The organism is Streptomyces roseifaciens (assembly GCF_001445655.1).
In the GTDB taxonomy this organism is placed as follows: Bacteria; Actinomycetota; Actinomycetes; order Streptomycetales; family Streptomycetaceae; genus Streptomyces; species Streptomyces aureoversilis.
The window spans coordinates 631994-653733 of sequence record NZ_LNBE01000002.1 but is presented as its reverse complement, the minus strand read 5'-3'; the positions used below and the strand labels follow the sequence as shown (position 1 = coordinate 653733).

Sequence of the window (21740 nt, the reverse complement as noted above, 5' to 3'; positions counted from 1 at the left end):
CGACGTACGGTGGTGAGCATGAACGATCTTTCCACCCCGTACGTCCAGGTCGACGGCCGTGCCCTCGATGCCGACCCGCTGTTCCTCGCGCTGATGGGCGGCTACGGGCACATGACCGCCATGCAGGTCCGGGACGGCCGGGTGCGCGGGCTGGACTTCCACCTCACCCGGCTGGACACGGCCACCAAGGAGCTGTTCGGCGAGGGGCTGGACGGCGAGCTGGTGCGGGACCGGATCCGGCACGCCCTGGCCGAGGCGGGAGTGCGCGACGCATCGGCGCGGGTCTACGTGTACGCGCCGGAGCCGGGCGACAGGACGGTGACCGCGGTCATCCTGCGGCCCGCCGTGCCGGAACCGGGCCCGCAGCGGGTGCGCAGCGTCCCGTACGCCCGGCCCAGCGCCCACCTCAAGCACGTGGGGGTCTTCGGGCAGGTCCACCACCTGCGGCAGGTGAAGGCGGCGGGCTTCGACGAGGCGCTGCTGGTGGAGCCCGACGGCACGGTGACCGAGGGCGCCATCACCAACGTGGGCTTCCTCGACGGCGACACGGTGGTCTGGCCCTCGGCCCCCGCCCTGGACGGCATCACCATGCTGGTGCTGCAGCGGGAGCTGGACCGGGCGGGCCTGCCGTGGCGGCGGCAGGCGGTGCGGCTGGACGAGGTGGCGCGCTTCGACGCGGCGTTCGTCTGCAACTCCCTCGGCGTCTCTCCCGTGCCGCTCATCGACGACGTGCCGTTCCCCCTGGACGCGGAGCCCGTACGCATGCTGAAGCGGCTGTACGACGCCGCGCCGTGGGATGTGATCTGACCCCGGCGGGCCGACCCTAGGGGCTGACGCTCGTCACGCCGATTGGATCTTGACCTGCTCCGTGGTGTAGAAATCCCCCTCGATCGATCATGATCACGTCACATTTCACCACGGGGGATCAAGAATGACTCGCACTCGACGTCTCATCAGTACCGTCGCCGTCGTGGCCGCGCTGGGCGCCGCCACCGCCTGCGGGCCCGAGGAGGACACCGCCACCGGCTCCGGCGCCTCCTCCCAGCCGTCGGCGAAGCCGAGCGCAGGCAGCGGCGGCAACGGCGGGAACAGCGGCAGCGGCTCTGCGGACAACGGCGGCGGCGACTGCGGGCAGCCGCCGAAGCTGCCGGCCGGCCACAAGATGGTCGAGGTCGCCGCGCCCCCGTCCAAGGGGTCGATGTCCGCCAAGGACGCCAAGCCCGCCTGCACGCCCAACGACTGGATCTACCGCGGCGACGGCAAGGCCAACTACTACCTGTTCTCGGAGAACGTGAAGGCGGAGCTGGCCACCGGTGGCGGCGCCACCAAGACGGTCCCCGTCGGGGAGCTGTGGACGCACGCCGGTGACTGCATGACGAACAGCTCGGCCGTGAAGTCGCCGTACAGCTGCTCCGGGAACATCTACGACATCACGCTCGACTCCGAGGGCAAGGTGAAGACCATCAAGGAGATCTGGCACTCCTGAGCCCGTCCGGTCCCAGGGCGGGCCCCGTAAGGGCCGCCCCGGGACCACTTCTCCCGCGAGGGTTCAGCTATGCGGACCCGGTAGCCGCAGGTGCGCTCTGGGGCCGTTGCCCTTGAGTCGAGTACATCAGGCAGGAGCTCGCCAGGAAGTCGGGGTGACTCATGGCCGCACCCGCCTCTTCGAGCTGATCCTCCGTCATGCCCACTGCGAGCAACCGGTCCCGCAGGAGCCGCGTGTTGTGGACCTGCAGGGCCGTTCCCGGCGAGTGCGCGCGCCACTGCTGGACCTCCGGCTCCGCGTCGATGCCGACGAGACCGGCCCGGTGCATGGCCGTGGCCACGGACCGTCCCCAAGTGAGGTCCGCGCCGGCGGATTCCAGGAGGCGGAGCTTGGCCCCGAGGTAGCTCCGGTACGCCTCGGCGGCCGCGTCCCCCGATGCGCCGAGCGGGATCAGCGGCCCGTACGTGGTCTCGTCGAACTCGTCGAGCTGCAGCCAGCCCCCGGGTTTGAGCGCAGCAACCAGGCGCCGGAGCACATCGATGCGCTCGGGCAGGTGCAGGAGCACCAGCCGGGCATGGATGACGTCGAAGGCGCCCTCCGGGAGGGGGTCGCGCGTGATGTCGTGGGTGAGCACCTCCACGCCGGGCGTGGGCGGGGTGTGCTGCGGCTTGACGTCCGTGGCCAGCACCGAGCCGCCCGGAGCCACCCTTTCCGCCAGCCATCGCGCGACGCTGCCGCCGCCCGCCCCCACCTCCAGGCACACCGATCCCGGCGCGAGGGGAAGGCGGGACAGACGGCGGGTGGTGAAGGCGTCGTACGCATCGGCCAGGCAGCGGTGCTGTTCGGCGGCCTCCGCATGCTCGTTGTCGAACACGTAGCCCGGGACCTGCGTCGTCGTCATGTACCGATGCTACGGAGCGGCGCCGCCCCGTCGCGGCAGACTCGACGGCCCGGCACCCGATCGGTTCCCGCAGTGATGCCGAGCCACCGGAGCGGGCCGGAACCGGCGCTGCGATCATGGACCGGAGACCGGTGCGTCCTCGTCCTGGTCCTTGCCCTGCCCTTGCCCTCGTCTCCGTAAGGAATGGTTCGCCATGCCCGTTCCCGCCGATCCGACCGTGCTCCACCCGATGCCCGGCCAGCCCCGTGTGGTCCTGCTCAAGCCGCTGGTGAAGTCCCCCTTGATCGAGGTCGGGGAGTACTCCTACTACGACGACCCGGACGACGCGACCGCGTTCGAGACGCGCAACGTGCTCTACCACTACGGGCCGGAGAAGCTGGTCATCGGCAAGTTCTGCGCGCTGGGCACGGGGGTGCGGTTCATCATGAACGGCGCCAACCACCGCATGGACGGCCCGTCGACCTTTCCCTTCCCCACCATGGGCGGTTCGTGGGCGGAGCACTTCGACCTGCTCACCGGCCTGCCGGGCCGCGGCGACACCGTCGTCGGCAACGACGTCTGGTTCGGCTACGGCACCACCGTCATGCCCGGTGTGCGGATCGGGCACGGCGCGATCATCGGCTCGGGCTCGGTCGTCACCACGGACGTGCCCGACTACGGGATCGTCGGCGGCAACCCCGCCCGTCTCATCCGCACCCGCTACGGCGCCGAGGACGTCGCCCGGCTGCTGGCGGTGGCCTGGTGGGACTGGCCCGCGGAGCACATCACCGAGCACGTGCGGACGATCATGTCGGGCAGCATCGCCGACCTGGAAGCCGTCGCCCCGGGGGCGTGAGGCACCACCTGCTTTACTCTGAGTCAGCATATTTTCGAGACGAACGACAGTACGAGGGGGATGCGTTGGGGTCCGGGGACATGGAGCTCGCCGAGGCGGTGCAGGCCGTGCGGGACGAGTTGATGAGTGCCGCCGCTCAGGGCGCCGGAAGCGACGTCGCCTTCAAGGTGGGCCCGATCGCGCTGGAGTTCACCGTCGAACTGCGCAAGGACGCCCGTGCGCGGGGCGGGATACGCGCCTTCGTCGTCTCCGGGGAGACCGACGCCGGCATGAGCCGGACGCGCACGCACCGCGTGTCGCTCACCCTCGAGCCCGTCCGGGCCGACGGGGAGCCCGTGCTCATCTCCGCCGACGACGAAGGTGACGTGTCCGGCCTGGCCGGTGCCGGCTCGCTGTGAGCGGCACCTTACGCGCCGACCGGCCGGTGGGCCCCGAGCACAACCGCGTCGCCGCCGTGCAGATCACCGGCGGCCGGGGCAGCGGCTATCTGCTGACGCCGCGGCTGGTCCTCACCGCCGCCCACGTCGTCGGGGACGCGCCCGAGGCGCGGGTGACGGTGGTGGGCGGCACGGGCAGCCACGGCGCCCGGGTGGTGTGGCGCGGAGAGGGGGCGTGCGATGCCGCCCTGCTGGCCTCCGGCAGCGACCTCGTCCGGCCGGAGACCGCCGACCGGCTTTCCCCCGTGCACTGGGCGCGGCTGACGGACGACTCACCCCTCCGCGGCTGCCAGGCCATGGGCTTCCCCCGCGCCCAGCACGACAGGTCCCGGGGCGTGGACATCGAACACATCGAGTGCGCGCTGCGCCCCGGGTCGGGCATCGTCCGCAACCGGTACGTCCTGGACGTCAAGGACGTCTCGCCGGAGCCGGCGAGCGGCAATTCGCCGTGGGAGGGCATGTCGGGCGCTGCGCTCTTCGCCGACGGGCTGCTGCTGGGCGTCGTGGCGGAGGCTCCCCGCAACTGGCGGCACCAGCGGCTGGAAGCGGTCAAGGGCAGGACCCTGCTCGGCGACGCGTCCTTCGTCGACGTCTTCACCCGTCATGCCGGGGCCGCGCCGGTCGTCACCGAACTGTCGTCGGCCGCGCGGACGAGGAAGCCGCTCGCCCTGGCCGGTGCGCTGCACTCGGCGCCGCGGGACCTGGCGGAGACCGTCCGCGCACATTGGACCGCCGCCCGGCAGCAGTTCTTCGACCGTACGGGCACCCCTTCCGAGCCCGCCGACGGCCGGCGCGATCTGCTGGCGTGGCTGCAGCAGTTCGACGACCCGTTCACCGACGACGTCGAGGGCCGGCGCAACCTGATCGACCGTCGGCTGACGGATCCGGGCGTGACGCCCGACCTGAAGGTCCTGCACTTGCTGGGCTGGCTCGACCCGGACGGGGAGGTGGTCTGGAAGGGGGCTCGCGTGACCCTGGAGTCGCTGGCCACGGCGTGCCGGGAAGGCCGCCTGGACACCGACGGCCCGGCGGCGGAGGTCTACGGGGACCTCTGCGCGGGCGGATTGCTGGATGCCCTGGCCGCCTTCACCGAGCTGCGCGGCCTGCGCGGGACGCAGGAGGCATGGGAGGGCGCCTGGGAGGCCTGGCGGCAGGTGGCAGGGGCGGTCTGCTTGCCGGCTCCTGCCCGGGAGTGGGCCGAGGGCGGCGCACGGGGCTTCCTGCTGGCGGCCCTCCTGCCCGGTCCCCTGGCCGGGGAACGGATCCGTACCGCCCTCGGGCGTGTGGTGCCTCCCGCCACCGGAAGAGTCGGATGGTACGACCAGCTGTGCGCGGAGGGCGGCGACCCGGACTCCCCCGTCGGGCGGCTCGTGCGCACCGACTTCGCCGCCTACGCCGCGGTCGATGCGGAGCGGCTCGCGCAGCAGGCAGCACACGAGGCCAAGCAGCGGGCCGAACAAGCGGCACGCGAGGAGGAAGCCCGTGCCTTCGCGGCCGCCCTTGCCGAACACGAACGTCAGTGGGCCGCCTACGAGGCCGCCCGGTGCACACCCGCCGCCCGGCTGGGGGCGGCTGTCCGCGTGACGCTGTGGCTGGGGGCCTGGGGTGTGCTGTCGGTTGCCGCGGCCTGGCTCGTATGGGGCATGACCTGGCCGTCCATGGCCGCAGCGATCTCCTGGCACCTGCCCTTGCCGACCCTGTCGGCCTACGCCGCCCGGCTACCGAAGGCCGTACGCATGGGTGCCGCCTATCAGCCGCCTCTCCGGCGCCCGCGGATGTGGATCCCGGCCGGCCTGGCGACTCTCCGGGGAGGCCTGCTGAAGGCGGGCTTCGTGTTCGGCGCGGTCCTGGTCGCCGGGGTGTTGCTGCACGATGTCGGCCAGGTCCTGATGACCGTCTTCTTCGTGTGCCTGTGCGTCGTGGTGTTCCGGTTCGCCGGCCACGACGAGGGCGAGGCGTCCTGGACACTCCGCAACTGGGACGACGAGCACCGGGCGAGGCTACGGGCCCACGTGACCCGGCAGCAGGAGGCCGAAGCCCGCCCGGTGAACACGCGCCCCCTGTCGGCGCGAGAGCGGGCGGACACCTACCACGCGTTCCTGGGCGCCATCGCCCACGGCGACGTCGGCGGCCGGGCGCTCAGACCCCCCGCACCGCCCCGCCGTCGTCCAGGCGGGTGATCCGCCGCTGCGCGGCGTAGGCGGCGGCCGGGTAGCGCGGGTCGGGGCGCAGGGCGTACTCGCGCAGGCACGCCTCGGTGAACTTGATGACGTGCTCGTCGCCGTGTTCGGCGGCCCGGGCGCCCAGTTCGTCCAGCGGGGGCAGGTCCCGCGCTTCCGACCGCCAGGCGTCCGTGCCCTCCTCGCGCCGGTCGGTGGTGAAGGCCAGCAGGAAGGCGGTGTGCACCTGCCAGAGCCGGGCCAGGGTCGGCTCGTGCAGTTCGTACGGCAGGTGCGGGAGCACGATGCGGACGGCGGCGGGGGCGGTGACGCCGTGGATCAGCGGGACCGGGAACACCTCGGGGTGGCCGAGGTAGACGTCGGCGAACTGGAGGGTCATCTCGCTCAGCAGCCGGGGCGCCTGCTCCGGGGCGAGCCGGCCCAGCGACTCGTCGTAGCCGGGCAGCCGGTCGAGCGTGTCCAGGCGGTGGCGGGCGGCGCCCGGGCCCATCGGGCCGTCCGGGGCCACGCGGGGCAGTGCGGCGACGGCGGCGGGCAGGTCGTAGGAGCCGCCGAGCCGCGGGCGGCCGGGGAGTTCGGCGTACCGGGCGGCCCAGTAGGCCAGGCCGCGGGCCAGCTCGTTCAGCTGGAGGGGAGTCGGCTCGCCGGCGACCGCGTACAGGCCGCGTACGGCGTGGGCGGTGCGGATGAGGCCGTGGGTCAGGCCGGCGAACAGGCCGGGGATCAGGCGCGGCCACCAGCGGGCGAGGACCTCGCGCCAGTGGGCGTCGGCCAGTTCGCGGGCGAAGAGCCGCTCCCAGTCCCCTGCCCGGTCGAAGGCCCCGAGGGCGGGGCGCCACGAGGACTCGTCCGCGGGGTCCAGGGCGAAGCGGGCGGCCGGGGGCTCGTGGTGCTCCATCGCCTTGCGGTAGCGCACCACCCAGCGGGCGACCTCGTCCTCCTGCCCGAGCAGGGCGAGCGCCTCGGCGCCCATGGGGCCGTGGTTGGCGAGGTCGACGCCCTGCCCGCGCTCGTACCCGAGGTCGTCCATCCGTTCCAGAGCATCGTTGAGCGCATCGCTGTAGCCGATCGACGTCATGGCAAGACCCTTCGATTATCCAAATAGTTTGGAGATCAAAACCATATACACTCGTAGTATGCAGCACACCCCAGAGACCGGGAAGGCCCCGCGGAAGCCGACACCGGCCGAGCTCGAAGTCGTCGGCCTCGTACCGCTGTTGGAGCCGTTCTACCGAGGAGCGGTGGTACGGGCACTGATGCCGGCACCGCTGCGCGAGGCGATGGAGACCCACGGGCTGACCCCCCGTCACGGCGCGGTCCTGCCCCAGCTGCTGGCCGGGCAGCCGCTGACCGTCAGCGAGATCGCCCGGCGGCTCCAGGTGTCGCTGCCCACCGCCAGCGACCTGGTCGGCGGCCTGAGCCGGGCCGGGATCGTGGAACGGGCCGAGGACCCGGCGAACCGCCGCCGGGTCCTGGTGTCCCTGGCCGAGGAGTTCCGCCCGCCGCTCGAAACCTTCATCGTCCGCCGCACCGAGCCGCTGCTGCGCGCCCTGGACGGGCTGTCGGCCGACGAGCGGGCGGGGTTCCTGGCGGGGCTCACCGCCTGGGTCCGCGAGGTGCAGAGGTAGGCTCCGTCGCCGCGGGACGCCGCGGGCGGAACGCGTTCCGCTCCTCACCAAAGGAAGACGAACCCACCATGCCCTTCGGGTATTTCATCCTCATACCCGGCTACGCCCTCGCCGCCCTGAGCGCGGCGTACGGCTGGCTGCTGCAGGCCCGCGTACGCCGGTTCCAGCACAGCCGGCCACCCGCCCACGGCCCGGAGCTCGCGTCCATGACCACCGCCGCCCGGTGGGGAAGACAGCCGGCCGCCGGCGGCGCCGCGCGCGACGTACTGGAGATCGCCTGGCTCCGGGGAGGCGCACCGCGGACCGCCGACACCGCGCTGCTCACCATGCAGCAGGACGGGCTGCTGGACATCGACCACCAAGGGCTCGTCTCCCCCGCCCCCGGAACCCTGGCGCGCACACCCGTCGAGCGGGCGATCACCGCCGCGTGCGCCGAAGCCGAGCGCCACAGGACGCCGATCGCCCTGCGCGACCTCCGGGAGAGGCTGATCGGCCATCAGGAGACCGCGGCCATCGGCGCCTCGCTCGTCGAGCGCGGCCTGGCCTTCGACGCCGCTCACTGCCGGCGGTTCCGCATCGCTCACCTGCTGCTGCGCCTGTGCGCCAAGGTGTATCCGGTGCTGGCGTTCCTGGCACTGGTCACGATGGTGTCCTCCTTCGACACGACCGATTCCGGCGACGCGTTCTCCGCCCCTCGTCACGGCCTGACCGTCACCGTCCTGCTGGCCCTCGCCGGCATCGCGTGCAAGTTGGTCGGCACCAGCGTGCTGCCCGACCCTGCGCCCGCAACGCCCGCCGGCCAGGACCTGGTGAAGAACGCACGGCGCCCCCGCTCCCGCTCCCCGTACGCAACCGGCGCGGTGGCCACGGCTGCCGCGGCCACCGGTGGGGTGGCCTTGGCGCTGGCACTCGACGGGACCGGCGCGCTGGACGACGCACCCCTGTGCGACCTCCTCACCGAGTGCGGCGTCGGCTCGGACTCCACGGACTCCACGGCGTGGTTGTCCGACATCATCGGCGGGTTCGGCAGTGACTCGGGCCCGGGCGGCGGCTCGGACTCGGGCGACTCCGGCGGCGGCAGCAGCAGCGACAGCGGTTCGAGCTCCGACAGCAGCAGCGGAGGCGGAAGCTGACGGGCCGTCCGTCACCGTGGGGCGGCTACGGCGAGCTCCGCGTCTTCACGCCCGGCGGACCCGGCGCACCCCGTGAGGCTGAACATCCAGTAGGGGGCGCCGTTCAGAGCTCCTCCGGCTCTTCCTCCCGCTCTTCCTCCCGCTCTTCCGGCCGGTCAAGCACGAGGATCCGTCCCTCGGCCGTTCCGATGAACACGGCCCCGCCCGGTGCGACGCTCAGGCTCATGGGAGTGAAGTCGTGCGCGCGCACGGCCGTCGGCCGGCGGCGTACCGTCTCGCCGTCGGCCGGCCGCAGGGTCAGCAGCTCCTTCGCGCCGGTCACCGCGTAAAGGAGCCCGCCCTCTGCGTCCACCGCCCGGACCTCCGCATCCATGCGGTGCGCCCACACCACCTCGCCGTGGGGGAACGCCCGGCGGAGCAGGAACGGCCCTTCGACGGTGGTGGCGACGTGGACGAGCCCGGGTCCCAGGCCGTCCTCGACGTACACGCCGGGCCCGCCACCGATGCGTCCGGCGGGGCACTCCTCCCACCGCAGCGGGAACAGGGGCTCGATGCCCCGGGGAGAAGCCTCGACCGCCCACTTCTCGGGAAGGGGCTCACCACCGTCGCCTTGCAGGAACAGCAGGTGCGGGGAGCGGCGGATGCCGAATTCGAAGGACCTGTCGCACTCCCCCAGCGCCACTGTGCCCAGCTGACGGCCCGTGGGCGTGAACACGGGCGTCTCGGAGGGCGGCCACCTGGCCGGCGGGAACAGGTCGCGCGAGTCACGGGCCGCCCACGCGCCGTCGGTCCGCGCGGCGAGCCGGGCCGGGAAGTCGACCTCGTGCTCGGCGACGATCGTTCCGTCCGCGAGGTCTACCCGCTGGAGCAGCGTCCGCCTGTTGGAACTGTCGCCGACGAGCACGGTGACCCACGCCGTGTGTTCGTCCGGCGCCACGTACAGCTGGCAGCCGGAGCGCTGGAAGGTGTCCTCGGGCACGGGCACGGACCACAGCAGGGAGCCCTCGGACGACCAGCACTCCAGCAGGCTGCTGCTGAGCAGGCTGCAGAGCACCCGGCCGTCCCGCAGCGCCTCCACCGCCATGACGGTGTCCCGGAACACCCAGGTCTGCCCCGCCTCGGCGGCCAGAGCGACGAGGCGGTCGCCCACCCGGTAGCCGGGTTCCGGCGGCGGGCCCCAGTCGACGTCCCCGTCCGCAAGGGCCTTCCGCGTCTCCAGGTCGATCTCACCTTCCTCGACGCCCAGCCAGGCTTCGCGCTCGACGACGCACTGCGCAAAGGCGTCCTCGCCGTCCCGCTCGTAGGAGAGGTCCGGTTCGGAGAAGACCACTTGCAGCCTGCGCTCGTCGAGCCAGCGCAGCGCCGTCACGCCCACGCCGGTGACGGGGAAGGAGACGAGGCGCCGCGCCTGCGGTTCGTAGAGGAACAAGCCGCCCGTGCGATTCCGGTCCTCACCCCCTTCGGTGGAGATCGCGAACAGCGGGAGGACCGGGTGGAACGCAAACGCATCCACGTATTGGTCGACCTCCACGAGGTCCCACAGGGAGAAGTCGCTCTTCCTGTAGAACGCCACCCGCGACCCGCCGCCGGGCCCCGCCCCGGAGGCCTGTGTGGCCAGCCAGAGCCCGTCGGCGCTCACTGCGGCCCAGTGCGGACGGCCGGCTTCGAGAAACGGTTGGTCAGGTATCGCGCGCATCCCCGCATTCTCGGGGACGCCCGGAGCGGCCCGTGCAACCAGGCCGTTCCGGACGGCCATGAGACGGGAACAAGCCACCCTTAACGGACTTCTCTCCTCCTCATCGGACGGGCCGGGATCCTTGAACGGTTCCGGTCAACGGACTGACCGCAGGGACGGGGAGCCGCATGTTCAGGTGGGGGAAATCGCCGGACGAGGAGCCGCTGAGGAAGCTCGGAGAGGCCATAGCCGGTCTGCGGAGCGAGATGTGCAAGTCGCTCCGGGGGGGTTTTCAGGAACTGCGCCGCCAGAACGACGGACTGCGTCAGGAGCTCGGCGGCGGCCTGGGCGGCAGGCTGGGTGAGCTGCACGAAGAGCTGCGCGATCTGCGGCGCGCGCTGACCGGGGTGCGCGAGGACGTCGCGGAGACCCGCCGGGAGAACGAAGCGCTGCGGCAGGAGCTGCGGGCTGCCTGCCGGGAGGCCGCCGAAGGTCGTTCCGGGCCTCGCGAGGCCGAACGGACACCGCACCCCGGCCCCGTGCCTCCCGCGGACGCGAGCGCCGAGGCCGGCACGGAGTCCGCCGCGGAGATCCTCGAAGGCGCGCAGCCGGAGGCCGGTGAGGAGACGCTGGAGAAGCGGCTGGAAAAGGCCGCGGGAATCGGCGCCGCGGAGCTGGTGTGTCACCGCGACACCTGGGCGTACATCGTGGAGCAGGCCGCACGGAACGCCCACTTCAGGGTGCCCGGCGAGGTCACGGCCGAGGACGGCCAGGCACGCGTCGTCGTGTCCGGTCGCAGTCTGATGGCGATCCTCACCGCCCTGCACGCCGTCAAGCATCAGGGCCCCGGCGGCGACCCCGGCGACTGTGCTCTGGCCACGAAGTTCTACGAGCGCATCGCCGAGGTCGTGGACACCGTCCGCCCGGACGACCGTCAAGGCGCAGGGGGAAGGGAGGCGGCGCGGGGGCGGACGGTGATCGTCATCGACGACCGTCCCGGCCCTTCGTGACCGGTACGCGCGCGTACGGCTCGTAGCCGGTCCGCCGGACGCGGACCGGCTCCCCCGGCCTCCTTCGCTCCGGCCCTGGCCGGCCCTTTTCACGCCGGTCCGGGCCGGCCCCTTCACTCCAGCCCGGGCCGGGCCGCTTCCTGCAGGGCGCGCCGCGTGATGTTGCGGGCCATGCCTCCGAAGACGATCGCGTGGAAGGGGGACACGCTCCACCAGTAGGCGTGTCCGGCCAGTCCGTGGGGGCGGAAGAGGGCCCGCTGCCGGTAGGTGGAGCGGGAGGGGCCGTCGGGCGTGACGGTCAGCTCCAGCCAGGCGCGGCCGGGCAGCCGCATCTCCGCGCGCAGGCGCAGCACGTGGCCGCGTTCGATCTCCTCCACGCGCCAGAAGTCCAGGGAGTCGCCGAGGCGCAGCGCGTACGGGTCGCGCCGGCCGCGGCGCAGGCCCACGCCGCCGGCCAGCCGGTCGAGCAGGCCGCGCAGGGACCAGGCCAGGGGGAAGGAGTACCAGCCGTTCTCGCCGCCGATGCCCTCGACCACGCGCCACAGTTCGCGGGCCGGGGCCTCGATGTGCGCCTCGCGGCGGTCCTCGTAGAGCGTGCCGCCCGACCAGTCCGGGTCCGAGGGCAGCGGGTCGCTGGGGGTGCCGGGCAGGGAGGCGGAGGACCAGCGGGTGGCCACGTCCGTGTCGCGCACCCGCTTGAGGGCGAGGCGGACCGCTTCGTTGAAACCGATCGGGCCGTCGGGAGGGGCGGGGGCGTAGCGGGCGAAGTCGTTTTCGCGGCAGATGACTTCATGGCGCAGCGACTCCACCAGCGGGCGGGCGATCGAGGCGGGCACCGGGGTCACCAGGCCCACCCAGAGGCTGGACAGGCGGGGGGTGAGGGCGGGCACAGGGAGGATGAGCCGTCGGGGCAGGCGGGCCACGGCCGCGTAGCGCATCATCATCTGCCGGTAGGTCAGGACGTCCGGGCCGCCGATGTCGAAGCCGCGGTTGACGTCGGGCGGGAGCCGGGCGGCGGCGAGGAGGCAGCGCAGGACGTCCCGCACGGCGATGGGCTGGATGCGGGTGGCGACCCAGCTGGGGGTGACCATCACGGGCAGTCGTTCGGTGAGGTAGCGCAGCATCTCGAAGGAGGCGGAGCCGGAGCCGATGATGACGGCGGCCCGCAGCTGGGCGGTGGGGACTCCGCTGTTCAGCAGGATCCGTCCGACTTCGGAGCGGGAGCGCAGGTGGGGCGAGAGCTCGCGCTCGGCCACCTGGCGCGGGGCGAGCCCGCCGAGGTAGACGATCCTGCCCACTCCGGCCGTCTTCGCCGCCCGGCCCACCGCGAGGGCCGCCCGGCGGTCGGTCTCCTCGAAGTCCGCTCCGGTGCCCAGCGCGTGCACGAGGTAGTAGAGGACGTCGACGTCCTCGCAGGGGCCGGCGAGGGTGTCCGGGCGGGTGACGTCGCCCCGGACGACCTCGATGCGGTCGGCCCACGGCTGGTCGCGCAGCCGCCGGGGGTCGCGCACCAGGCAGCGCACCCGGTATCCGGCACCGAGCAGGACGGGCACCAGCCGGCCCCCGATGTAGCCCGTGGCCCCCGCGACCAGCACCAGCGGCGGCCGCCCGGTGCTGCCGCCGGGCCGGGCGTGCCCCTCCGGCGTCGTCTCCATACCCACACGCTCTCCCGGAACGGTCGTTCCGCGCAGGCGAAGCTGGGCCTTCCGGGTGTCTGCGGGGCCTCGTCCGCGCGGAATGCGGTTGCTCCCGCCCGGGGCGCGACGGCTAGGGTGCCGCACATGGCACCCTTGATCGTTTTCTGCAGCGACCCGCTCGGCTCCCGGCGGGCGGACCCGCACTTCGCCGACGAGGCCCGCGCCGCCCGCGGGCTGGGGCTGCGGACCGCGCTGCTGGATCACGACGCGCTGCTGGCCGGGGACGTCTCCGGCGCGGTCCGTGGCGTGCCGCGCGGGGCCGGGGCGGCCTGGTACCGGGGCTGGATGGTGCCGTCCGGGCGGTACGCGGAGCTGGCCGGTGCGCTCGCCGACCGCGGGGTCACGCTGCTGACCTCGCCCGACGCCTATCGCCGCGCGCACGAGCTGCCGGGCTGGTACTCCACGCTCGCCCCCGTCACCCCGCGGAGCGTGTGGCTGCCCGCCCGACCGGGTCACGCCCCGGGCGCGCGCGAGCTCGCGGCCCTGACGGCGCCCCTCGGCGGCGGGCCCGCGATCGTCAAGGACTTCGTCAAGTCCCGCAAGCACGAGTGGCACGAGGCGTGTTACGTACCGGACCTGGCCGACACGGAGCGGCTGGCCGCCGTGGTGGCCCGCTTCGTCGCGCTTCAGGAGGACTTCCTCGCGGGCGGCGTGGTGATACGGGCCTTCGAGCGCTTCACGGAGGCCGGCGAGGCCCGCGCGTGGTGGGTCGACGGGCGCCCCGTCCTCGTGACGGCCCACCCGGACCGCCCCGGCCTGCGGCCCGCGCCGGTCCTCGACGCGGTGTCACCGCTGGTCGCGGCCCTGGACTGCCGGTTCGTCACCACCGACCTCGCGCCTCGGGAGGACGGGGTGTGGCGGGTGGTGGAGGCCGGGGACGGACAGGTCAGCGACCTGCCGCGGGGCGCCGGCCCGGGCCTGCTGCTGGAGGCCCTGGCCGGGGTGCGGTAGCCGGGCTGCATGTTCACCATGGGCGTCAGGGCGCACCCGGAGTCCTCCGGCCTCTGCCCGTGAAGGCACCGTTCAGCCCTTGAAGGGCACCGTCCGCCACGGGCTTTCCGGGTCCGTGGTCAGTGCCCGGTGGGCGTCGAGGACCGTCGTGTACCAGGGTCCGAACTCCTCCTCGTCGAAGTGCAGGCACCGGCCCAGGACGTAGCCGGCCGAGAACTCCTCCCACGAGTCGTAGGCGGCCTGCGCCTCCCGGGACGCGCGCTCGATCGCCGTGTGCATCTCGGTCTCCGTGGCGTACCGCGCGCCCCGGCCCCAGCGGGCCATCTTGGAACCGCGGCCTATGTCCCAGGCGGCGATCGTGCGCACGAAGCCGTCCGGCGGCAGGAGCCCGTCGGCGCGGAAGCGGGCCTCGTAGCGCAGGATCTCGCCCACCAGGGCGCGCAGGTGGGCCACGAGGCCGGCGAGCTCGGCGTCGTCCGCGGCGGCTCCGCCCTCCTGGGCGCGAACGCGCAGCGTCGACTCCACGGTGTTGCGCCACTCCGCGGGATCGACGCGGCCGCCCCGCGCGCGGGCCAGCGCGCTGCGCGCTCCCAGGACGAAGTCCCAGTACCAGGGGCTCACGTCCAGGCCGAGGAGCCGCTCCTGTATCGAGAGCCAGTCCTCGCGGCCGTGCACGCCCCAGCTGTCGGCGATCCGCTCGACCTCGCCGCGGTAGCCCATGCCGTGCCAGTGCAGGGTGTTCCACGCGTCGCCGTTGGCGAAGCACAGGTGGGCGCCGCAGGCCAGGCCGTGCAGCAGCGGGCCGGGCGCGGGGGCGCCGGTGCGCCGGGTCACCACACGGTCCATCAGCTCGTCCGAGGAGAACAGCTCGTGGTGCAGGTCCAGCCACACGTCGCGTTCCTCGTCGCTGACGAGGAAGTACTGCTCGCAGGGCGTGGCCGGGTTGACGGCGAGGACGTCCACGTCGTCGGGGACGATCTGCGCGAGCGCGCCGAGGGTCGTGTACTCGTAGACGAGGAACGGGTGCGGGCGCGGCAGCAGACCCGGGGTGTAGACCTGCGCGGCGGTCTGCCCGTCGGGGGTCCCGATGGTCAGCATGGGGCGCTCGTCCTCGCCGGCGGCCTGCGCGTGGTCGAGGCGCACCGGGTAGTACACGCCCTCGATCGCGAGCGTGCGGAGGTACGCGTACGCGTTGTCCGCCCGGCCGAGCCTGTACAGGTACTGCTCCAGATCGGTGGGCGCCTGCCAGCGGGAACCGTCCTGCGGTGCCGGGACGAGCGGGAAGAACTCGTCGTGCGCCTCGTCGTGGGCTGCCGCGTGCATGGGACTCCTCGTGGTTCCGTTCCGGTCCGGGCCTGGTGACGGCCTCAAGATCGCGTGAGTACGGTAGCGGCGGCTTCTCCGCGGCAGGGAAGCGGGGGCCGTGGGCCGCGCAGGGCCGGTCAGGTCGCGTACTGGCCGAGGATCAGCATCCCGGTGAACAGGACCGCCAGGGCCCCCAGCCCGTAGGCGCCCACCCGGGCGCCGCCCCGGGGCACGAAGATGCCGATCACCGTCCCCAGGGTGACGAGCGGCACGGCGCCCCAGGCGACAGCCATCTCTCCGCCGAAACGCAGCGGGCCGCGGACGCCGTCCTGGCAGGAGTCGCAGGCGATGGCGAGCAGAGGTCCCATGACCCCGACGAAGGCGCCGAGGGCGAGGACGACCACCGCGACGACGGCCAGCCAGATCCAGTCGCCGGCGGTGCGCCGCGGCGGGACGCCGGGGCGGCTCGGGCCGGGGGCGGGGGCGCGGGTGTCGGACGCGGTGCCGGTGTTCTCCATGTGCCGGACCCTACGAACCGCGCCCACCGGCGGACATCCGCCGCCGTACTCAGATCGTCCCGGTCCGGGACCTGAGTACCTGACCGCCCGCGGTCGTGGCGTGGCGTGGCGTCGCGAGCCGTGCCGTGGCGTCAGGCGGTGAAGCGGCGGACGTAGCGCTTCTGCCAGGGGGTTTCGACGGCGTGCCGGTCGTAGTGGCGGCGTACGAAGTCCACGGCGCTGTCGGCGGGGACCCCGTCGAGGACGGCGAGACAGGCCAGCGCCGTGCCGGTCCGGCCCCGGCCGCCGCCGCAGGCGATCTCGACGCGTTCGGCCGCGGATCGCTTCCACGCCTCGTGGAAGGCAGCACGGGCGTCCGCGGCGCTGCGGGGCAGCCGGAAGTCCGGCCAGGGCAGCCAGCGGGCCTCCCACGGAACTTCGGGAGGCTGCTTTCCGAGCAGGTGCACGGCGAAGGAGGGCGCCGGGCCGGCGGGCAGGGGCCTGCGCAGTCCACGGCCCCTGACGAGGCGTCCGGAGGGCAGTTGCAGAACGCCGGGCTCCCCCGGCGTCCACGTCCCGGCCCCGTCCGTCACGCCGCCACCTCCGGCCGGCGGTTGGTGCGCACGGTGTCCAGGTATTCGGACACGGCGTCCCTGTTGCGGATCAGGCACTCGATGCGCTCGGTCATGCGGTCGCGTTCGAGTTCGAGGGTGCTGAGCATCTCCGGCGTCGCGTCGGGGAAGTGGATGACGCGGGGCTTGTCCAGGCACGGAAGGATCTGCTTGATGATGCGCGTGGGCAGCCCGGCGTCGAGCAGCCCCCTGATCTGCAGGATGCGGTCCACGAAGCGCTCGTCGTAGTGGCGGTAGCCGTTCGGGGAGCGCTGGGAGACGATCAGCCCCTGCTCCTCGTAGTAGCGCAGCAACCGGCGGGACGTGCCGGTGCGCTCCGACAGCTCCCCGATCCGCATGATCCGCCCTCGCAGTCCGCCGTGTCGGCCCTTGACATACGTGTGATCGTTCGAGCATACACACCGGGTCGCGGAGCGGTGCGCTCCTGTCACACGGCCGCCCCCGGGGGCTGTTTCCCCCCGGGGGTAAGGCTCATGTGCCACATGGGCGTTCACGAATTCGCACTCGCGCGTTCGGCGGGGAAGCCGTGCGCCCGGGCGGCGAGCACGACGGCCAGGACCGGCACCAGCAGCACCAGCACGCTCCAGGGGAACGAGGTGGTGCCCCACAGCCCGAGGAGGACGCCGCCGACGACTCCACCGCCGGCCATGGCCACGTTCCACAGGGTGACGAGCATGGCCTGCGCCGCGTCGGCCTGCTCGCCGCCCGCGTCGCCCACGGCGGTCTGCAGGAGCGTCGGAGCGCCTCCCCAGCCCAGGCCCCACAGCGCCGCCGCCACGTAGACCAGCGCGGGGCTGTCGGAGAGCCCGGCCAGGATGGCCGCAGCGGCGGCGACCAGCAGCGCGCTGAGAACCGTCAGCGAACGCAGCCGGCGGTGAATCCGGGCACCGACGATCCAGATGCTGAGCAGGGAAGCCACACCGAAGACCAGCAGGACCAGGTCCGTCGAGCCGCCCATGCCGAGCCGGTCGAGGAAGGTGGCGATGTAGGTGTAGAGGATGGTGTGGGCCAGCACGAAGACGGTCACGACGAAGAGGACCGGCGCCACGCCGGGCACCTTCAGGGCCCGCAGGATCGGCTCGCGCTCGCCGCGCTTCTGCCCCGGGTGGTCGGGCACCGTCGCCACGATCCACGCGATGACGACGAGCGTGAGACCCGTCATGACCAGGAACGCCACTTGCCAGCTCAGCGCCTTGCCCAGGAACGTGCCCGCGGGCACGCCCAGCGAGAGGGCGAGCGGGATGCCGGTCATCACGATCGCGATCGCCTTGCCCTGCAGGGGGACCGGCGCCATGCGGCGCGCGTAGCCGGCCAGCAGCGCCCAGGCCAGGCCCGCCGCCACACCGGCCACGAACCGGGCCACCATGGTCAGGGGGTAGTTCGCCGAGACCGCTGTGACCGTGTTGGCGACGGCGAAGGCGCCCATCGCCGTCAGCAGCAGGGCCTTGCGCCGCCACCCGGCGGTGGCCGCGGTCAGCGGGATCGCCGTGAGGGCCGTGCCGATCGCGTAGATCGTGACCGTCTGGCCGGCGGCGGACTCGCTCACCCCCAGGTCACCGCTCATCGCGGGCAGCACGCCCGCGGGCAGCGTCTCCGTCAGGCTCGTGATGAACACGGCCGTGGCCAGCGCCAGCAGCGCCATCAGCGGAAGCTTCTCCTCCTTGCGCTCCCGCTTCGGCTCCCCCTTACGCTTCCCCTTCGGCCCCTCGGCCCCTCCCCGGGACTCCTTCCTCTCCTGCTTCTCCTGGACGACACCGGCTACGGATTCAACGGACGGCTCCGTTTTGCTTATCGACATGCCGTGATCCTGAAACCCTCACACATATGTGAAGGTCAAGCCGACAGGACGTGAGGCCCGTCACACGCGGATCGGAGAGCCCTCGGGGTCACTTCGTCCGCGTCAGGGCGCGGGCCAAAGCGGGCACGTCGTCGGCGACGAGGTCGACGCCGGCAGGGGCAGCGGCGGCGGTGGAGTCCGGGCCCCATTCCAGGGGGCGGGGGATGAAGGCGGTGCGGAGGCCGGCCGCGGCCGCCGCTTCCAGGTCGTCGGGGTGACAGGCCGCCATCAGCAGGCGCCGGGGCTCCACGCCCAGCAGCCGTGCGGCCATGAGGTAGACCTGCGGGTCCGGCTTGTAGGAGCGGGCCAGTTCGGCCGACAGGATGCAGTCGAAGCGGAGCCCTGCCTGTTTGGTGAGGCGCGTCACGGCGCCGAGTCCTCCGTTGGACAGTGTCGCGGTGACCAGCGGGCTGCCGTGCAGCAGTTCCAGGCCGGGCGCGGCGTCGGGCCAGGCGCGCAGCCGGTGCCACGCCCGGACGAGTTCCTCGCGTTCGGCGTCGCCGAGGGCGTCGAGCCCGTACTCGGTCACCAGGTCGTCGAGCATGAGCCGGTGGAGTTCGTCGAGCGGCTGCCAGGGCATGCCTCCGCCCACGACCCTGTCCAGGATCGGCCGGTAGCGGCGGCGCCAGGCGTCCGCGACGGCGGGCCAGTCGGCCTGCAGACCGGTGCGGGCGCCGACGCGGGCCAGTTCGGCGGCCACGCCGGAGCGCCAGTCGGTCAGCGTCCCGAACACGTCGAAGGCGACGGCGTCGACGTCCATCCCGTTTCCCTACCCCTCGGTCTGTTTCTCAACGTCGTTGATCTTACGTTCGAGACCGGCACGCCGCCGCGAAGTGCTCGACGGCGAAGTCGCCGAAGCGGCGGGACGCGGCGGTCGGGTAGGCGTCCTCGTGCCGGGCGAGCCACAGCACCCGGTGGCAGTCGGGCGCGGCGAGCCGCGCCCAGGCGACCGTCCCGCGGCCGCCGGTGTCGCGTGCCATGGCCGGGAGCAGGGCGACCCCCAGCCCCGCACCGACGAGGTCCAGGATCGCGCCCGGCTCGTTCCCTTCGCAGACGATCGCGGGGCGGACCCCCGCCCGGGCGAACAGCCGGTCGGCGAGGATGCGTTGCCAGTGCCCCGGGCTGGGCGTGATGAACGGCTCCCCGTCCAGCGCGGCGAGGTCGACGCCTTCCTTCCCGGCCAGCCGGTGCCCGGCGGGCACGGCGAGCAGCACGTCCTCCCGGAGGAGTTCGACGGAGGTCAGCGCCGGGCCCGCGAGCGGCTGGGACACCAGGCCGAAGTCCACTTCGCGCGTGCGGAGCCGGTCCGCCATCGCGTCCGCGGTCGCCTGGTACAGCCGGACTTCCACGCCCGGGTGGGCCGCGCGGAAGCCTGCGAGCAGCCCGGCGAGGGTCAGCAGCGTTTCGGCGGCGACCGTCACGGTGCCGCCTTCGCCTCCGGCGGCGTCGGCCAGTTCGCGGCGTCCGTCCTCGAGTTCGCCGAGCGCCCGGTCGACCCGGCGCAGGAAGGCGGCGCCGTGCTGGTTGAGGCGGATGCGGCGGCCGCGGCGGTCGAAGAGCGGGACGCCCAGCTCCGCTTCCAGCCGTGCGATGGTCCGGCTCACCGAGGGCTGGGCGACGTGCAGCTCCGCAGCCGCCCGGCTGATGTGCTCATGGCGCGCAACGACCTGGAAGCAGCGCAGTGACAGCAGGTCCATCCGTTCGCCCCCCTTATAACTCTCCAGGCATCTTTACATGCCCGGTTTGGTCTTGGACTGCATGAGCGCCGCGCCCGTAGCCTCCGGGCATCCCCCTCACTCCGAAAGAGGCCCGGCCCATGACCGACAACCCGCCCCCGCCGTACGAGAGTTACGCCGAGACCATCCTGAACGTCCTCTCGCGCTCCCCCGGGCAACCCGCGCTGATCACCGCGGAGGGCCGTACCGTCCCGGCCGGGGAGCTGTGCGACGACGTCCGCCGCGCGGCCGCGGAGCTGGCGGCGCGCGGCATCGGCCGCGGCAGCACCGTCGTGCTCCTCACCGGCAACCAGCCCGAGGCGCTCCTCGCCCGCTACGCGGCGAACCTCCTGGGCGCCCGCGTGGTCTTCCTCACCGAGGGCACGGCCCCGGAGGTGCAGGCGCAGATCGTGACCGGCGTCGGGGCCTCGATGCTGCTCGCCGTCCCCGCCGCTCGGGAGGCCGCCGAGGCGCTGCTCGCCCGGGCCCCGGTCCCCGCCGTGCTCGCTCTCGGCCCCGCCCCCTTCGGCGAGGACCTCCTGGCCCGCGCGGCCCTCCGTGCCCCGCGGCCGGTGGCGGGTGCGGCGCGCGCCGGGGACGACTGGTGCATCCGCTTCACCGGAGGCACCACGGGGATGCCCAAGGGCGTCCGGATGGCCCACGGCCCGTACCGGCAGATGCTGGCCCTGCACGCCGGCAGGATCCCGTCCGGGTCGCAGCCCCGCTTCCTCGCCTGCATCCCGCTCGCGCACATGGCCGGCATCGTCGCCGACATCACGCTCCTCGCAGGGGGCGCCGTGGTCCTGCAGCCCGCCTTCGACGCCGGGGCCGTGCTGGCCGCCCTCGCGCGCGAGCGCATCACCGACGTGTGGCTGCTGCCGCCCCTGCTGTACGAGCTGCTGGACCACCCGGACCTGCCGCACACCGACGTGTCCGCGCTGCGCCGCATCGCCTACGGCGGAACCGCCGTCTCGGCCCGGCGGCTGCGCAGCGCGGCCGAGGCGTTCGGGCCGGTGCTCCACGGCTGGTACGGGCAGACGGAGGCGGGCAACATCACCGAGGTGCTGCCCCACGAGCACACGGTGACGGGGCGCGGCGGCCGGGCCACGGCCGGACGCGCGGCCCCGGGCGTCGAGATCGCGATACGCGACGGGCACGGCAGGCCCGTGGCTCCCGGGGAGGCCGGGGAGGTCCACGTCCGGACCCCCATGATGATGAGCGGCTACTGGCAGCAGCCCGAGCTGACGGCGGAGGTGCTGCGCGACGGCTGGATCCGTACCGGCGACGTCGGCTACCTCGACGCCGGCGGCTACCTCCATCTCGTCGACCGGCTCAAGGACATGGTCGTCGTGGTCGGCGGGCACGTCTATCCGGCGGAGCTGGAGCAGCTCCTGCTCGAACACCCCGCCGTCGCACAGTGCGCGGCGTTCGGGGTGCGGCGCGCGGACGAGAGCGAGGAGGTCCACGTCGCGATCGTCCCTGCGGCCGGGCAGGAGGAGGGGCACGGCGCGGCGGGCGAAGCGTGGCGCGAGCGGATCCGGGGCTTCGTGACGGAGCGCAAGGGGGCGATGTACGCGCCGAGCGCCGTGCACGTCGTGGACCGTATTCCGCTCACCGCTGTCGGCAAGCCCGACAAGAAGCTGCTGCGTACCACCTGGGCGCCAAATCCGCCTTTGGCCGGGGCCATATGAAATATTCAGCGATGCCCGAGAAATTCCCCGTGCTTCTCCCGGCCGCTGCGGCGCCCGCTGGGGCGGTCCGGGCTCGCGTGGCAATGCGATCTTGATCGTTGTAGGGTCGGTGGCGGCAACAAGCAGTTTC

General features: G+C 73.2%; 21 protein-coding genes. 10 read left to right on the top strand and 11 right to left on the bottom strand.

Annotation, left to right across the window (positions count from 1 at the left end):
• Positions 1-18 precede the first annotated feature (18 nt).
• Positions 19-807, top strand: coding sequence for an aminotransferase class IV (locus AS857_RS04475; protein WP_058041780.1), 789 nt, complete (start codon positions 19-21; stop codon positions 805-807).
• Positions 808-931: 124 nt separating this feature from the next.
• A complete protein-coding gene (locus tag AS857_RS04470) occupies positions 932-1486 on the top strand; it encodes a hypothetical protein (protein ID WP_144440714.1) in 555 nt (184 codons plus the stop codon).
• 67 nt (positions 1487-1553) lie between these two features.
• On the opposite strand, the gene AS857_RS04465 is transcribed toward AS857_RS04470, so the two are convergent.
• Complete coding sequence (locus AS857_RS04465) at positions 1554-2387, bottom strand: class I SAM-dependent methyltransferase (protein ID WP_058041778.1); 834 nt, start codon at positions 2385-2387, stop codon at positions 1554-1556.
• 193 nt (positions 2388-2580) lie between these two features.
• Between AS857_RS04465 and AS857_RS04460 the strand changes: the two genes are divergently transcribed.
• From AS857_RS04460 to AS857_RS04450, 3 genes are all read left to right on the top strand, one after another.
• Positions 2581-3222 (top strand): CatB-related O-acetyltransferase, encoded by a 642-nt coding sequence (locus AS857_RS04460; RefSeq protein ID WP_058041777.1) that lies wholly within the window; start codon positions 2581-2583, stop codon positions 3220-3222.
• 80 nt (positions 3223-3302) lie between these two features.
• Entirely contained in the window at positions 3303-3620 is a 318-nt protein-coding gene (locus AS857_RS04455) for a trypco2 family protein (RefSeq protein ID WP_058041776.1), read from the top strand.
• Positions 3617-5839 (top strand): S1 family peptidase, encoded by a 2223-nt coding sequence (locus tag AS857_RS04450; protein ID WP_058041775.1) that lies wholly within the window; start codon positions 3617-3619, stop codon positions 5837-5839. The genes AS857_RS04455 and AS857_RS04450 overlap by 4 nt, the downstream gene beginning before the upstream one ends.
• Here the strand turns inward: AS857_RS04450 and AS857_RS04445 are convergent.
• Positions 5799-6917 (bottom strand): questin oxidase family protein, encoded by a 1119-nt coding sequence (locus AS857_RS04445; protein ID WP_058041774.1) that lies wholly within the window; start codon positions 6915-6917, stop codon positions 5799-5801. The genes AS857_RS04450 and AS857_RS04445 overlap by 41 nt on opposite strands.
• A gap of 58 nt (positions 6918-6975) precedes the next feature.
• Between AS857_RS04445 and AS857_RS04440 the strand changes: the two genes are divergently transcribed.
• Entirely contained in the window at positions 6976-7467 is a 492-nt protein-coding gene (locus tag AS857_RS04440; protein ID WP_058041773.1) for a MarR family winged helix-turn-helix transcriptional regulator, read from the top strand.
• A 68-nt stretch (positions 7468-7535) separates the two neighbouring features.
• Positions 7536-8600, top strand: a complete 1065-nt coding sequence (locus AS857_RS04435; protein ID WP_058041772.1) for a TIGR04222 domain-containing membrane protein — start codon at positions 7536-7538, stop codon at positions 8598-8600.
• 103 nt (positions 8601-8703) lie between these two features.
• Here AS857_RS04435 and AS857_RS04430 read toward each other — a convergent pair whose 3' ends face one another.
• Complete coding sequence (locus AS857_RS04430; RefSeq protein WP_144440713.1) at positions 8704-10296, bottom strand: hypothetical protein; 1593 nt, start codon at positions 10294-10296, stop codon at positions 8704-8706.
• A 167-nt stretch (positions 10297-10463) separates the two neighbouring features.
• Here AS857_RS04430 and AS857_RS04425 point away from each other — a divergent pair, with 167 nt between their 5' ends.
• Positions 10464-11285, top strand: coding sequence for a hypothetical protein (locus AS857_RS04425; RefSeq protein WP_144440712.1), 822 nt, complete (start codon positions 10464-10466; stop codon positions 11283-11285).
• 113 nt (positions 11286-11398) lie between these two features.
• Here the strand turns inward: AS857_RS04425 and AS857_RS04420 are convergent, their stop codons facing one another.
• Positions 11399-12940: an SDR family oxidoreductase gene (locus AS857_RS04420; protein WP_079110056.1), complete on the bottom strand. Its 1542-nt coding sequence runs from the start codon at positions 12938-12940 to the stop codon at positions 11399-11401.
• 126 nt (positions 12941-13066) lie between these two features.
• Here AS857_RS04420 and AS857_RS04415 point away from each other — a divergent pair, with 126 nt between their 5' ends.
• Entirely contained in the window at positions 13067-13933 is an 867-nt protein-coding gene (locus AS857_RS04415; RefSeq protein WP_058041769.1) for an ATP-grasp domain-containing protein, read from the top strand.
• Positions 13934-14005: 72 nt separating this feature from the next.
• Here AS857_RS04415 and AS857_RS04410 read toward each other — a convergent pair whose 3' ends face one another.
• From AS857_RS04410 to AS857_RS04375, 7 genes are all read right to left on the bottom strand, one after another.
• The gene (locus AS857_RS04410) at positions 14006-15256 is read right to left on the bottom strand and encodes a DUF1266 domain-containing protein (RefSeq protein ID WP_058041768.1); all 1251 of its coding nucleotides are present in this window, start codon (positions 15254-15256) and stop codon (positions 14006-14008) included.
• 119 nt (positions 15257-15375) lie between these two features.
• Positions 15376-15756, bottom strand: a complete 381-nt coding sequence (locus AS857_RS04405) for a hypothetical protein (RefSeq protein ID WP_058041767.1) — start codon at positions 15754-15756, stop codon at positions 15376-15378.
• Positions 15757-15887: 131 nt separating this feature from the next.
• On the bottom strand, positions 15888-16328 hold the full coding sequence (locus AS857_RS04400; protein ID WP_058041766.1) for a protein-tyrosine phosphatase family protein: 441 nt from the start codon (positions 16326-16328) through the stop codon (positions 15888-15890).
• Positions 16325-16705 (bottom strand): MerR family transcriptional regulator, encoded by a 381-nt coding sequence (locus tag AS857_RS04395; protein ID WP_058041765.1) that lies wholly within the window; start codon positions 16703-16705, stop codon positions 16325-16327. The genes AS857_RS04400 and AS857_RS04395 overlap by 4 nt, the downstream gene beginning before the upstream one ends.
• Positions 16706-16857: 152 nt before the next feature.
• On the bottom strand, positions 16858-18009 hold the full coding sequence (locus AS857_RS04390) for an MFS transporter (RefSeq protein WP_058041764.1): 1152 nt from the start codon (positions 18007-18009) through the stop codon (positions 16858-16860).
• Between the two features lie 244 nt (positions 18010-18253).
• Positions 18254-18964 carry a haloacid dehalogenase type II gene (locus AS857_RS04380; protein WP_058041762.1) on the bottom strand — a complete coding sequence of 237 codons (711 nt, stop codon included), beginning with the start codon at positions 18962-18964 and terminating at the stop codon, positions 18254-18256.
• Positions 18965-19007: 43 nt separating this feature from the next.
• The gene (locus AS857_RS04375) at positions 19008-19901 is read right to left on the bottom strand and encodes a LysR family transcriptional regulator (RefSeq protein ID WP_058041761.1); all 894 of its coding nucleotides are present in this window, start codon (positions 19899-19901) and stop codon (positions 19008-19010) included.
• A 119-nt stretch (positions 19902-20020) separates the two neighbouring features.
• Here AS857_RS04375 and AS857_RS04370 point away from each other — a divergent pair, with 119 nt between their 5' ends.
• The gene (locus tag AS857_RS04370; RefSeq protein WP_058041760.1) at positions 20021-21610 is read left to right on the top strand and encodes an AMP-binding protein; all 1590 of its coding nucleotides are present in this window, start codon (positions 20021-20023) and stop codon (positions 21608-21610) included.
• Positions 21611-21740 lie beyond the last annotated feature (130 nt).